Here is a 12,603-nt window from a genome sequence, read left to right as displayed (position 1 = left end):
ACGAATTATAAATTAATTTCCGCTCCTTGGTCGAGGTAAAATCATCGAAAATTGTGCCCCACTTTCTGATAAAATTTGTGCCCAGATACTTCCTTGATGATCCAAAATGATTTTTTTAGCAATAGTTAAACCAAGTCCTGTACCTCCTTTACGTCGGGAATAAAATGGGGTAAATATTTTTTGTAAGTCTTCTTGAGACAACCCTGGCCCTCGATCGGAGATTTTAATTAAAACTTCATCTTGAAAAATTTGCCAGCTACAGGTAATAGTTCCTGAATGAGGGCTGAAATGAACGGCATTACTGAGGATATTATCAAAAACTTGTTTCATTTGTAATTTGTCTATCTTCAGTATTGTCGATGTATCGGGAATTAATATTTTAAGTTTTTTCTGATTAATTAGAGGTTGTAAATTTGTGATACTTTCAACCACTAAACTTCTTAAATCTTGAAGTTTTACTCTTAATTTTGCACTTTGACCGCAATCAATCAATTCATTTAAATTAGTATCTAAGTCTTGTATACTTTCGCCGATGATTGTTGCTTGCTCTTGCCAAGGGCTATCCTCTAAACCTAAGCATAAATTATGTGCATACAATCCTATAAGTCCTAAAGAGTTACGCAATTGATGACCGACTCTATGTAAGATATCTTCTAAAAGTTGAATTTCAGTTTTTTGTCTGCCATAGTCCAAGGAAATATCTACATACTTACTCAGCAGCATAGCAGAGCGTTTTACATATAGTTGTAAACTCGGTGAGAGAGGTTCATGAGTAATGATTTGAATATATTCAATTTTCTGATTTCTATAAGATATGGGGCAAATGTAAGAAATAGATGAAAAGTCCTTAAGCTTAAATTCATGTAAATTCAAAACAGGCGGAAAATCTGTCAGCCATGCTTCCGAACGCAAATAAGCTAAAGTTTTTGGAGAAAAAGGAGTTTGGTCTTGACCATAATTTATAACTTCTTGATTAGTTTTCAATAATGGATCGTGATAGACAATCCGAGCAAATAAAATTGGATATTGACTAGTTAATTGCTCAGACTCAAGCTGACAAAAACTCTGAATATCTGAGGAAGTCAAATAATTAGAGCCATTGTCTAGTTTTTGTACAGAAAAGCCTAGTGTCATAGCTTCACTCGCTTTTTGCAACCAAATGTTTTTACTCTTCTGCTGACCAGTATAAAATTATGCAGTCTCAGCAATGTTTATTTTTTTGTTAAGTTATCTTTTGGGATAATTCATCCAAATAATTATTAAGGTTTGTATTTACACGTATATCAAACTAACTTTGCTGTGTAAAGAAGTTTGTAGTAAGGACTTTAGTCCTGATGTTAAGCACTGAAATGCTTACTACTTACCTAAGCTTTCGTTAGCTTAATAGACTACTTAGGATGTCTTTTCAGCCATTAGTCTCAAGTTAAGATAAAATCACTGGGGTCAATTAGTATAGCTAGGGACACTTCGGCAAGCTCAGTGCATCGCTGGGGACTGGATGAAAAGTCTTTTTGTCTTTAGGTTTTATCCTCCTCAAATTAAAATTGAACAAAAATAATAATCGGCTGCCTGAATTCAATAAACGGCTGCCCGAATTCAATAAACGGCTGCCCGAATTCAATAAACAACACCCCAAATTCGATGAACGACTGCCCGAATTCAATAAATGGCTGCCCGAATTCAATAAACGGCTGCCCGAATTCGATAAACGACTGCCCAAATTTAATAAACGACACCCCGAATTCGATGAATATACCTTTGACATTTGGGCTTCTGCCTTAACTTGACACCAATGCTTTTCAACCCACCCACAAGAAAAAATGTAGTGCGTCCAATTAAGGACTGCTCCAGATTAATCTACAAACTGAAGTTGCTGCTTTACGGATTCTTGACCAAATACCCGATTTAAAAAATATCGACAAAAGTCTAATTAACTTTAGAAGCCCGATACATATACTGTAGATGCATCTGGATTAGCTACCAGCAGCACACCTTCATGCTTATCTTCGTTCTTCAAACTTTAGCCGAAATTCTCGCTGGAGGAACCTCACTTACCAGTACAGAGCAAATTGACTTTAGCCATCCTGGTAATCGTAGGGAAGAGGGAGCAGGCCCGACTCTCAATTTATATATTTTTGATATACGTGAGAGTAAGCAGGTACAACATTCTGGCAGGCAAGTAGAACGCAAGCTAACACGCGCTCTACAACCTGCCACTGTAAATTGGGCACCAGCTTGGTTTGATGTTTCGCTGCTATTAACAGCCTGGGATAGAACAGCTTTAGGTGAGCATCACTTTATTAGTGAGGCATTGACTGTGCTGTTGCGCCATCGCACCTTGGAAGAGGAGTTTTTGGTTCCTGAATTACGGGGCTATGGTAATTTGAACATGACAGTTGCCCTAGAGCCGCCAATTGAGATTGGCTCTTTATGGAGCGCTCTCAGTGTGCCATTGCGTTCAGCCTTATATTTGACAGTTACAATACCCTTCGAGCCACAACCGACTCCAGTGCCTTTGGTTTGGGAGCGAATTTTCAATTTGCGAAATCAATTGTCTCGCGATAGTGACAGTTTAGTATTAACCAGACGAGTTGCGATCGCAGGTATTGTCAAAAGTGCGGTGACAAATCTGCCGTTGGTAGCGACAGAAGTGGCTGTGAGGGGAACTGAAAAATCCATATTAACCACTAAAGAAGGGCTGTTCTTTTTTGAAGACCTTCATTTAGGTAATTATGTTTTGACTCTGAATCATCCGGGCTATTTACCTCAAAACGTCAATGCATTGGTAGATAACCAAAGTAATACTTTCAAAGAAATATTTCTAACTCCTGAATAATTAGATTTTTACTGACTTGGAGAGACTTTCATGGCTAGACTTGATTACTTTGCTCCTGGTGTTTACATCGAAGAAATTGACCGGGGTAGCCGACCAATTGAAGGTGTTAGCACAGCAGTTGCCGGATTTGTAGGCTTTACAGAAGACGTTCGCGGTGGGGCTGAGTTATACAAGCCCATGCTAGTAACCACTTGGACGCAATACTTAAACTACTTTGCCCGTCTCAACTCTGATGGCTTCACCGACTTCAACGCCTATTTACCCTTTTCAGTCTACGGCTACTTTATGAATGGTGGCGGTCGCTGCTGGGTAACAAGCATTGGGACTCAGTTACCAAACGCACCCAGACCCGCAACTCCAGAACCGGCTACCCTCAGAATCAACTCTAGAGGTAATCGTCCAGCCCTCCGCTTTACTTTGCGTGCTGAACAAGCATCAGGCGGATTAGTAAATCTTGTAATTATTGATGGTTCACCGCGTGCCCTACCTGAAGGTACTGAAGGAGAAGCACCTCCAAATACGGGCGAGTATTTCACCATCCAAATTCGTCGGGGAGATGAGCTTCTAGAGGAATACGAGAACTTGACAATGAACCGCGAACCTGCTGCTCAAGCAGCGACTTATGCGGTGACGGCATTGAGAAATTCGATGTACATCACCGTAGAAGACATAACTCAAAGTGGACAGCCTTTAGCTCGTCGTCCGGTCAATGGTCAATATGAACTAGCGCCACCCATTGTTGCTGCCACACCCGATAGATTTTCGCAAAATTTAGAAGGGGTTCGAGACGATCGCACCGGGGTACGCGGTATCTTTGAAGTTGATGAAATCACAATGCTGGCCTGTCCTGATGTGATGCGGGCTTATCAAGAGCAGATACTTAATTTAGATCAAGTCCACGGCATCATCGAACTGATGATTAGTATGTGCGAGGGTTCTGCCAGTGGCGATATTCCCAACCCGCCCAACCGGATGGTTGTACTTGATGCGCCACCGGATGCCGTCAAACCGCAACAAGTAGTGGAGTGGTTGAATAGATTTAACCGTCGTTCGATGTTTGCAGCCCTTTATTATCCTTGGATTAAAGTACCCAATCCACGCGATCGCGGTAATCCAATTTTAGTACCTCCTTGTGGCCATGTGATGGGTGTTTGGGCCCGCACCGACGAAACCAGAGGAGTTTACAAAGCCCCTGCAAATGAAGTTCCCAGAGGCGTAATTGGTTTGGGCTATGACACAAACTTCCGCGAACAAGAACTATTAAATCCCTTGGGGATAAATTGTATTCGCAGCTTCCCCAATCGAGGTATCCGCATTTGGGGCGCACGCACTCTAGTTGAGCCAGATAAAACAGAGTGGCGTTACATCAGTGTGCGTAGATTAATTAGTTATATCGAAAAATCCCTAGAATTGGGGACTCAGTGGGTAGTTTTTGAACCGAACGACCAAGATTTATGGGCGCGTGTAACCCGTACCGTCAGTAACTTCTTAGAGCGCATCTGGCGTGAAGGTGCATTATTTGGGGCATCTCCAGCCCAAGCATTCTATGTCAAGTGCGACGAAGAATTGAACCCACCAGAAACCAGAATTTTAGGACGTTTATATATTGAAGTCGGAGTTTGTCCCGTAAGACCTGCGGAATTTGTTGTTTTCCGTATCAGCCAATGGAATGGCATTGAAGATAGCGAATAGGGCAATTCAATTTTGGATTTTGGATTGCGGATTTTGGATTAAATTTCAATCTAAAATCCAATATCTAAAATCTAAAATTCTTGTTCCCCATTTCAAAATTAATTACACACAAAGGAGTCTAAAAGTATGGCAGGCGAATTTTTAACCTCTTGTAAATTTTACTTCGAGGCTGACGGAATTACTGATAAATTTATCAAAGAAATTAGCGGACTAGGCGTTGAAAATACACCAGCGCAAGAAGTTCACGGTTCATCTAAAGGCGCTAAACTAATGCGTCAAGCTACACCAACTGTTGTTAAATTTACCAACATTACAGTAAAAGTCATCGCCACTGATGATATAGACCTTTATAAATGGTATCAAGACTGTAACGAAGACATGGGAGACCCTCGGAAATGGGCACAGAATCGTAAGACTGGTTCGGTGGTTGCTTACGACCAACAAGGCTCAGAAAAAGCACGGTGGAACATTGTCAATTGTTATCCCTGTAAATACACCGGGCCTACCTTAACAGCCTCTGGTGGTGATATGGCAAATGAGACTGTTGAATTGGTTCACGAAGGAATTAAACGAATCAAATAATTAGCTTATGCAGTAATTAAGGTTTGGGAGTTTAAGTTGCATAGCCTCTACAGGCAGAACGCTTTGTGTCGGAGTCTGTTTTGCAAAGTTGCTCCTCTTGGGGAGACCCCATCGCTTTTAGCGTCTCCCCTTGGGAGAAGACCGCACTTTGCGCTAAATCTCCGTCACAAAACGTAATTACGAATTACGAATTACGAATTACGAATTATTTAACAGTGGTACAATCCGCAAGCCGAATTCCAGAAGTTTTGACAGCCCATCGGTTCTATTTAGAACTGACATTAGAAGGTCAAAACGATGCCAATTGTTTCTTTTTGGAGTGTCAAGGTTTTAAAAGAACACAAGAGGTTATTGAAATTACTGAAGTCACTTCTCAAACCTGGGGTACAAAAGGGCAATCAAAAGGTCAGGTAGTAAGAACCAAGCTTCCTAGCAATTCCAAGAGTGGTAATCTCATTCTGCGTAGAGGTACCACTAACTCTATGGATTTTTGGAAGTGGTTTGAAAAAGTCGAAAAGGGTAATTGGTCACAGCAACGTAGACTTGTTGCTTTGTCTATTTATAATCAGGCAAATCAAGAAGTGGCTAGATTTGAATTAGCCGGTGCATGGCCTGCAAGTTACAAGATTGCTGATGTCAACGCCCGCAGCCATGACATCGAAATTGAGGAGGTGGAGGTTGCTTTTGAGGAATTTAAACGCGTGAAATAATTAGGAGAATTATGTTTCCCACAGAGTTTGAATTTACACTGCCAAAGGGGTATCTAGACTCTGAAGGCAACCTCCACCGCAAAGGTGTAATGCGGTTATCAACGGCGATAGACGAAATTGCACCCTTGCGTGACCCCCGCGTTAAAGCAAATCCCGTTTATGCCACAATTATTATCTTGTCGCGAGTGATTACCTGTTTGGGTGCTTTATCAGAAGTTACTCCTGCAATCGTGGAAAACTTTTTTTCCCAAGATTTAAATTATCTCCAAGATTTTTACCGTCGAATCAATGGCTTGGAAGGCGAAACTTCCATACCGGAAGATACAGTAAATTCTCCCGAAGCACTTCTTCATAATTGAATTGGGCATGGGGCATGGGGCATGGGGCATGGGGCATTGGGAGTGGGGAGCAGGGGGCAGGGGGAAAAGTTCCAAGCTACGTCTGCAAGTATCAAAGGCTCATTAAAGGAGTTCAAAGACTCATTAATGAGTATCAAAGACTCATTAAAGGAGTTCAAAGCCTCATTAATGAGTATCGAAGGCTCATTAATGAGTATCAAAGGCTCATTAAAGGAGTTCAAAGCCTCATTAATGAGTATCAAAGACTCATTAAAGGAGTTCAAAGACTCATTAGCCTCGTTCCCAGCCTTCAGGCTGGGAATGTATTCCCAGAGGTTCTACCTCTTATCAACAAAGAGGAGGCGGAGCCTCCCAGAATGGATTCCCAGCCTGAAGGCTAGGAACCAGTCAGAGACTTATACCCAATGCCCATATTCAATAACTTATGCGCCGTAAAAAGGATACTCTCTGCACAGAATTTGCTTTCACTCTTCCTAGAGGATTGAGTGATGGCGAACAACGAGTACATCGTCATGGGGTGATGCGTTTAGCCACCGCCAAAGATGAAATTTTGGTGCAACAAGAACGCAAAGTTCAAGAAAATCCGGCTTACGGCGTATTAGTAATGCTTGCACGAGTCATTACTCGCTTGGGCAGTTTCAATTCTGTTAGTCCTGATTTACTCGAAGGACTTCTCCTACATGACATTGCCTATCTCCGAGAATTTTACAATCGAATCAATCAACAAGGCAATGTACACATTCCGACACAATGTCCCCACTGCAATACTCAATTTTCAGTGGAGCTAGAACTAGCGGGGGAGTCGTAAGCTACCCCTCTGATACTTTATATGAGGAGGTAGCTTTTATTGCTTATCATTTCCACTGGTCACAAGATGATATTTTAAATTTAGAACACACTACCCGTCAGCGCTGGGTGGCAGAAATCAATAAAATTAACCAAAAATTAATATGAAAGTAAAAGTTAGCTACTCACCAAATTTAAGTGAAGTCAATGAAGTTGACCTTACCACAGAAACTCCAACGAGAGGAGAATGGCTGATAGGCCGTTCTCCTGATTCTGATTTAATCCTAGACAGCCCTGATATCAGTCGGGTACATGCTAAGTTTTTTGTTAAAAGTGGAAATTACTACTTCTCTGACCTTGGTAGTAGAAATGGCTCAATAGTTAATGGGAAACAGGCTGAAAAAGATCGACCATATTCTTTGAGTGATGGAGATATTATTCGGATTGCAGATTATGTTTTGATTTTGGAGGCAGTTGCTCCCGTTTATGAGCAACCAGAGACAGTCTTTAGGATTATAGATCCTTCACTGTTTTCTCGATCGCGATCGCCTGAAAATGTCAGCGCTGCCAATGTTGTTAATCCAGCCCCAGAGGTAGTTAGCGAAGTTCCACCGCCAATTAGTCCCGAAGTAGAAACACCTCCTTCCCCAGAAATCAGCGAAATTAAGGAAGTCGTTGCTACTCAACCTGATGATATCATTCCGGTTGTTGAGAGAATCGCCCCTGAAAACATCATTCAGCCACCAGAAGCAGTTAGCGAAGTTCCACACGATGTTCGTGATGATATTGTGGATTTGCGAACATTAGTTACGCCAGAAGTCAGCGCCGATAGTGAAAAAGTTGAAGTTCCAGAAGTCAGCGAAACCTCAGAAGTTTCTTTGACTGAACCTGATAACGCCATAGCTGCACCTGAAAACATCATTGAAACTCCTGAAGAGGAAAGTATTCTTCCAGAAGCTAGCCACGATGAGGCTGTAGATTTTGAACCAGCACTGGCAACAGAATCTACTTTCGTACAACAGCGTGATATAAGTGCTACTCCAGACACTACCTATGACGAGGATGCAGAGTTAGAGGCAGCACTAGCAGCAGAAGTTACCATCGTACAGCCACGTGATATTTTCAACGAAGTTCCTGTACAAAGCGCCACTCCAGAAACTACCTACAATGAAAATGCAGAGTTGGAGGCAGCACTAGCAGCAGAAGTTACCTCCGTCCAGCCGCGCGATATTTTCCACCATGTATCTGAGGAGGAGAGTGACATTCCTGAAACTACTCACGATGAAGTAGTGAATTTGGATACGCCAGTAGTAGAAGAAACCAGTGAAGTTGTTGAAAACGAAGAGATTCAGCCACAAGCAGCAGAGGAGCAGAGCCAAGTTACACGGGATATCATTGATGAAACTACTCACGATGAAGTAGTGAATTTGGATACGCCAGTCGCAGAAGAAACCAGTAAAGTTGTTAAAAACGAAGAGATTCAGCCACAAGCAGTAGAGGAGCAGAGCCAAGTTACACGGGATATCATTGATGAAGCAATAGATTGGGATAGGTCAGTTACAGCAGCAGACAGCGCAGATGTTGACGAATTAGAACCTACTTCTGCGGCGGATGAAACCATAAGCGAAGTTTCTGAAGCATCAACTGCACCTGATGATGCCGTTGCGGAAGTTTTAAGCAATCAATACATTGATTTGAATAATGCAAGTGCTGAAGAAGTTAGTGTATATGTTGATGGTGTTGCTGCACAAATAAGTAACATTTCTGACTCAACTGATATTCCATCTTTGGAAACAACAGAAAGTGGAGCTACTGAGAGCATAAGTCAAACTATTGAAGAAATTCCGCAAGTAGAAGAAGATCGTTTTGATGAAACTCCAGAAGAAACAAATGTTAGTGAGCCTCCTCAAGCAATCATTGAAAGAAATATAGTACTGATTGCTCATGAAAGCAAGAAATCAGAACTTGCTGAGTTGGTTTTGGAACATCAGGAATTTTTCTCGCAGAGTTTTACAATTACCTGGCCATCTGTTAGTGAACTTTTACATCAGCAGGCAGGGATAACTATTAGTCAACAAACCCCCGCACCAACTTCTGGAGGATATCAAACAATTGCTTCATTGGTTGGAGCCGGAGAAATTGTAGCAGTTATTTTCTTGCGAGATTTGCTGCAACCTCAGCCTGGTCAAGCAAATGAAGAAGCACTGTTAAGATTATGCACTATTAATCAAGTTTTATTGGCTACTAATTTGGCAACGGCAGAGGCGATTGTGCATTATCTGAAACACATATAACAATTATAAATGAGTTATGAACAAAAATATCCCCGACTTCGTAAAAGTTGTCGGGGATTTGAGTCTGTTGAGGTTTACAAGTAAAATATGATGACTATATTTTTTGAAAAGTTGCAAATTGCGTAGAATAATTTCGATATTAAAAAATAATCTCAAAATATACGTATATTTTAAAGTAAAATCGATTGCAAAAATGGTTGTAAGTTTTAAAAGTTTATTTAGACAGCCAGTTATTGTTTCAAGTGCGATCGCAACACTTCTGTTAGTAGGAATTCAAAAACTGGGGGTTTTCGAGCCTCTAGAAATGAAAGTCTACGACCAAATGATGCAATTACGTGCCGACCCAGGCCCAGACACTCGTTTGTTGATTGTTGCTTTAAGTGAAAAAGATATCCAAAAATGGAATTGGCCCTTGTCTAGCGAACTTCTAGACCGACTATTAGGCAAACTTGAAGAATATCAACCGCGAGTCATTGGTCTAGATATTTTTCGTGACTTACCAGTACCGCCTGGTCATGACAAGCTACTGCAACGTCTCCAACAGAGCGATATAATCATTCCTATTTGCAAACATGCGGGTTCTAACAATCCGGGAGTAGCGCCCCCAAAAGGCGTTGAAGCAGAGCGAGTAGGATTTAATGATGTCGTAGAAGATACTGACGCTACAATTCGCCGCAATTTATTATTGGTAAGTGCAGAGGAGTCCGATTCTTGTCAAAGTACCTATTCTTTTAGCTTACAACTAGCGCTCAAATATTTAGAAGTTGGAGGCATCCAACTAGAATTTACCCCCAAAAAGGAACTACAACTACGTAATACTGTATTTAAACCCCTGCAAAGTAACGCTGGCGGCTATGAAAAAGCAGATACCAATGGCTACCAAATCCTGCTTAATTACCGTTCTGGTCATCAGGTTGCCCAGCAGGTAACTATTACAGAAGTACTTGCAAATCAAATTAAACCAGACTTGGTGAAAGACCGCATCGTTTTGATTGGTTCAACAGCCAATAGTTTAAATGATATTTTTAATACGCCCTTTGCTAGCGGTAAGTCAGATAATTCTGGCAAAATGGCTGGAATTGAAATTCATGCCCACAGCGTTAGTCAAATTCTCAGTGCTGTTCTGAACAAACAACCTCTATTTTGGTTTTTACCTGAGTGGAGTAAAGTCCTTTGGATATGGGGATGGACTGTAGTTGGTGGGTTGCTGGTATGGCGGATTCAACATCCGCTAGGCTTAGGATTGGCAGCAGTAACAGCTCTGGCAGTATTATTTGGAGCCAATTTTGTCATTTTTAACCAAGCTGGATGGTTTCCAGTCATACCTCCGGCGTTGGGGTTAGTATTTACTGCCGGGAGTGTTCTTGCCTATAGTGCTTATCAAACCAAGCAAGAGCAAAAAGAAATTACCCAAAGGGTTCAAGAACACCAACAATTAATTCTAGAATTGCAAGGTCTTTTACGGCAGCGCGGCAACGCCTCAAATGAAGCGCTAACCGTAATTGTTGATTCTATTGGGCAAGAAATTGCAATAGGCACGGTACTAAATAACCGCTACAAAATTACTCAACCCTTAGGTTCTGGCGGATTTAGCAATACTTATTTAGCTGACGATATCCAGCGTCCTGGTAATCCGCAGTGTGTGGTTAAACAGTTGCGACCTCCTCGCCAAGATGCAGAATATTTAAATGTTGTCAGACGCCTATTCAATGCTGAAGCAGAAATTTTAGAAACTTTGGGTAAGCACCCACAAATTCCTCAACTGCTAGCTTTTTTTGAAGAAAATCGGCAATTTTCTTTAGTGCAAGAATTTGTTCGAGGTCACGCTATGGATAAAGAGTTAGCTACTGGAAAGCGACTAAAACAAGCTGAGGTTGTGGAGATATTCAAAGAAGTTTTAAACGTGCTGGTTTTTGTTCATAGCTATGGTGTAATCCATCGAGATATCAAACCTAGTAACTTAATTAGGCGAGAATCAGACCGGCACATTGTTTTAATTGACTTTGGCGCTGTTAAGCAGATTCAACCCCAGCAGCAAGAAGCTCAGACAATTTCAATTGGTACTCCTAATTATGCACCTTCTGAACAAATGAGCGGGTTGCCAAAACTCAACAGCGATATTTATGCCTTGGGAATTATGGGAATACAAGGCTTAACTGGGGTAGAACCTAGAGAATTTCGTAGAGATACAAATACTGGTGAAATAATTATCCAAAGCCAAGCTGATGCTAATCAACAAATTTGGCAACATTGGCGCGAATTAACTGACGCTACAGACGAGTTAGTGATGATTTTAAATAAAATGGTACATTTCGATTTCACTCAACGATATCAGTCAGCCGCAGAGGTACTTAAAAATATTGAAAGTCTTTAGTACTTTTTTATCAACGCTAAATTGCTTAGAAAAAAGCTCGGTCACTCGCATGACCAAGCTCTTAACTATTTCAATCAATCATTGCAGGTAAAGTAGTGCGTAGGCGTAGCCCATCGTAGACATCGCAAGCAAACCATTAGTTAGCAGATTGTTCCAAATTCACCTTGACGACTTTGTTCTTTTCTTGCTCAGTTTTAGGCAGTATCAGATTCAAGATGCCATCTTTATAATCTGCCGTAACGTCAGTATTTTTAATCCGAGCCGATAGAGGAATTACGCGTTGAAATTTACCGTAATGAAACTCACTTCTGGTAACACCTTTTTCCTCTGTTTTCGTTTCGGATTTCCGCTCACCGCTAACGTAAACAGCATTTTCTGTGACTTGCACATCCAGGTCTTTAGCTTCTATTCCTGGCAGTTCTATCTTCAGATGAATCGCATCTTCAGTTTCTTGAATTTCAGCAGCAGGAACTTTACTTAAGCTTTTGTCAAACAATGCAGATGGTAGTGTGGTATCTTCAAATAAACTATTTATTTGGTGTTGTAGAGTGTCAGTTTCTCTCCAAGGATTCCAACGAACTAGTGTCATAACTTTTCCTCGTCTTAGTTAGGATTGTTTAATAAATTTTGCACTTCACCTTGTGCTTACATATTCATATTATGTAGAGTTAAAGCTGCTGTAAATTCGGTTTTTGACACCAACTAATTGATGATTGCCGCACCAAATTAGATAGAAAAATTTTTACGGTTTACTCTAATTTGTCTGTTCGGTAAACCCGAATAGACAAATTAGATTCAATCATACTAAATCAATAAATCTGCTGTTGAAGGGATAACCTAGAAATACGATGCCTCAGTTGGGCTATGTCTACAACTGAGTAACAGCGTTGCATAAATTTTTAGATAACCTCAGTTAAATATCCCTCTTCTGTCACTTTCCGACATAAGCAAGTAGTAAATAACTGAAATT

General features: G+C 41.0%; 12 protein-coding genes. 10 read left to right on the top strand and 2 right to left on the bottom strand.

Going from position 1 to position 12,603, the window contains the following annotated elements:
- Positions 1–12 precede the first annotated feature (12 nt).
- Positions 13–1,134 (bottom strand): HAMP domain-containing sensor histidine kinase, encoded by a 1,122-nt coding sequence (locus RMX89_RS06725; RefSeq protein WP_322688383.1) that lies wholly within the window; start codon positions 1,132–1,134, stop codon positions 13–15.
- 862 nt (positions 1,135–1,996) lie between these two features.
- On the opposite strand from RMX89_RS06725, the gene RMX89_RS06720 reads away from it, so the two are divergent.
- The 10 genes from RMX89_RS06720 (at position 1,997) to RMX89_RS06675 (ending at position 11,633) form a co-directional block, all read left to right on the top strand.
- Positions 1,997–2,836, top strand: coding sequence for a Pvc16 family protein (locus RMX89_RS06720; RefSeq protein WP_289799449.1), 840 nt, complete (start codon positions 1,997–1,999; stop codon positions 2,834–2,836).
- Positions 2,837–2,866: 30 nt separating this feature from the next.
- Complete coding sequence (locus RMX89_RS06715; RefSeq protein WP_322686408.1) at positions 2,867–4,528, top strand: phage tail sheath family protein; 1,662 nt, start codon at positions 2,867–2,869, stop codon at positions 4,526–4,528.
- A gap of 126 nt (positions 4,529–4,654) precedes the next feature.
- The gene (locus RMX89_RS06710; RefSeq protein ID WP_094331970.1) at positions 4,655–5,110 is read left to right on the top strand and encodes a phage tail protein; all 456 of its coding nucleotides are present in this window, start codon (positions 4,655–4,657) and stop codon (positions 5,108–5,110) included.
- Positions 5,111–5,325: 215 nt separating this feature from the next.
- Positions 5,326–5,820 carry a phage tail protein gene (locus RMX89_RS06705; RefSeq protein ID WP_322688382.1) on the top strand — a complete coding sequence of 165 codons (495 nt, stop codon included), beginning with the start codon at positions 5,326–5,328 and terminating at the stop codon, positions 5,818–5,820.
- Between the two features lie 11 nt (positions 5,821–5,831).
- Positions 5,832–6,179, top strand: a complete 348-nt coding sequence (locus tag RMX89_RS06700) for a hypothetical protein (RefSeq protein WP_322688381.1) — start codon at positions 5,832–5,834, stop codon at positions 6,177–6,179.
- Between the two features lie 21 nt (positions 6,180–6,200).
- Positions 6,201–6,614, top strand: a complete 414-nt coding sequence (locus RMX89_RS06695) for a hypothetical protein (RefSeq protein ID WP_322688380.1) — start codon at positions 6,201–6,203, stop codon at positions 6,612–6,614.
- Positions 6,604–6,987 carry a hypothetical protein gene (locus RMX89_RS06690; protein ID WP_094347971.1) on the top strand — a complete coding sequence of 128 codons (384 nt, stop codon included), beginning with the start codon at positions 6,604–6,606 and terminating at the stop codon, positions 6,985–6,987. Before RMX89_RS06695 ends, RMX89_RS06690 begins: the two co-directional genes overlap by 11 nt.
- Positions 6,930–7,133 carry a DUF6760 family protein gene (locus RMX89_RS06685; protein WP_313931140.1) on the top strand — a complete coding sequence of 68 codons (204 nt, stop codon included), beginning with the start codon at positions 6,930–6,932 and terminating at the stop codon, positions 7,131–7,133. Before RMX89_RS06690 ends, RMX89_RS06685 begins: the two co-directional genes overlap by 58 nt.
- Positions 7,130–9,259 (top strand): FHA domain-containing protein, encoded by a 2,130-nt coding sequence (locus tag RMX89_RS06680; protein WP_322688379.1) that lies wholly within the window; start codon positions 7,130–7,132, stop codon positions 9,257–9,259. The genes RMX89_RS06685 and RMX89_RS06680 overlap by 4 nt, the downstream gene beginning before the upstream one ends.
- Before the next feature lie 193 nt (positions 9,260–9,452).
- Positions 9,453–11,633 (top strand): CHASE2 domain-containing serine/threonine-protein kinase, encoded by a 2,181-nt coding sequence (locus RMX89_RS06675; RefSeq protein WP_322688378.1) that lies wholly within the window; start codon positions 9,453–9,455, stop codon positions 11,631–11,633.
- 136 nt (positions 11,634–11,769) lie between these two features.
- Here RMX89_RS06675 and RMX89_RS06670 read toward each other — a convergent pair whose 3' ends face one another.
- Positions 11,770–12,222, bottom strand: coding sequence for an Hsp20/alpha crystallin family protein (locus tag RMX89_RS06670; protein WP_322688377.1), 453 nt, complete (start codon positions 12,220–12,222; stop codon positions 11,770–11,772).
- Positions 12,223–12,603: the final 381 nt, after the last annotated feature.

The organism is Nostoc sp. DedSLP04, from assembly GCF_034530775.1.
GTDB lineage: Bacteria > Cyanobacteriota > Cyanobacteriia > Cyanobacteriales > Nostocaceae > Nostoc.
The sequence above is the reverse complement of the archived record's forward strand: the minus strand, read 5'-3'. Positions and strand labels throughout refer to the sequence as shown.

Coding starts and splice junctions, on each gene's coding strand:
- RMX89_RS06680 (WP_322688379.1), top strand. CDS start 7,130: ATGAAAGTAAAAGTTAGCTACTCACCAAATTTAAGTGAAGTCAATGAA.
- RMX89_RS06675 (WP_322688378.1), top strand. CDS start 9,453: ATGGTTGTAAGTTTTAAAAGTTTATTTAGACAGCCAGTTATTGTTTCA.
- RMX89_RS06685 (WP_313931140.1), top strand. CDS start 6,930: ATGTCCCCACTGCAATACTCAATTTTCAGTGGAGCTAGAACTAGCGGG.
- RMX89_RS06700 (WP_322688381.1), top strand. CDS start 5,832: ATGTTTCCCACAGAGTTTGAATTTACACTGCCAAAGGGGTATCTAGAC.
- RMX89_RS06710 (WP_094331970.1), top strand. CDS start 4,655: ATGGCAGGCGAATTTTTAACCTCTTGTAAATTTTACTTCGAGGCTGAC.
- RMX89_RS06670 (WP_322688377.1), bottom strand. CDS start 12,222: ATGACACTAGTTCGTTGGAATCCTTGGAGAGAAACTGACACTCTACAA.
- RMX89_RS06715 (WP_322686408.1), top strand. CDS start 2,867: ATGGCTAGACTTGATTACTTTGCTCCTGGTGTTTACATCGAAGAAATT.
- RMX89_RS06695 (WP_322688380.1), top strand. CDS start 6,201: ATGGGGCATGGGGCATTGGGAGTGGGGAGCAGGGGGCAGGGGGAAAAG.
- RMX89_RS06725 (WP_322688383.1), bottom strand. CDS start 1,134: ATGACACTAGGCTTTTCTGTACAAAAACTAGACAATGGCTCTAATTAT.
- RMX89_RS06720 (WP_289799449.1), top strand. CDS start 1,997: ATGCTTATCTTCGTTCTTCAAACTTTAGCCGAAATTCTCGCTGGAGGA.
- RMX89_RS06690 (WP_094347971.1), top strand. CDS start 6,604: ATGCGCCGTAAAAAGGATACTCTCTGCACAGAATTTGCTTTCACTCTT.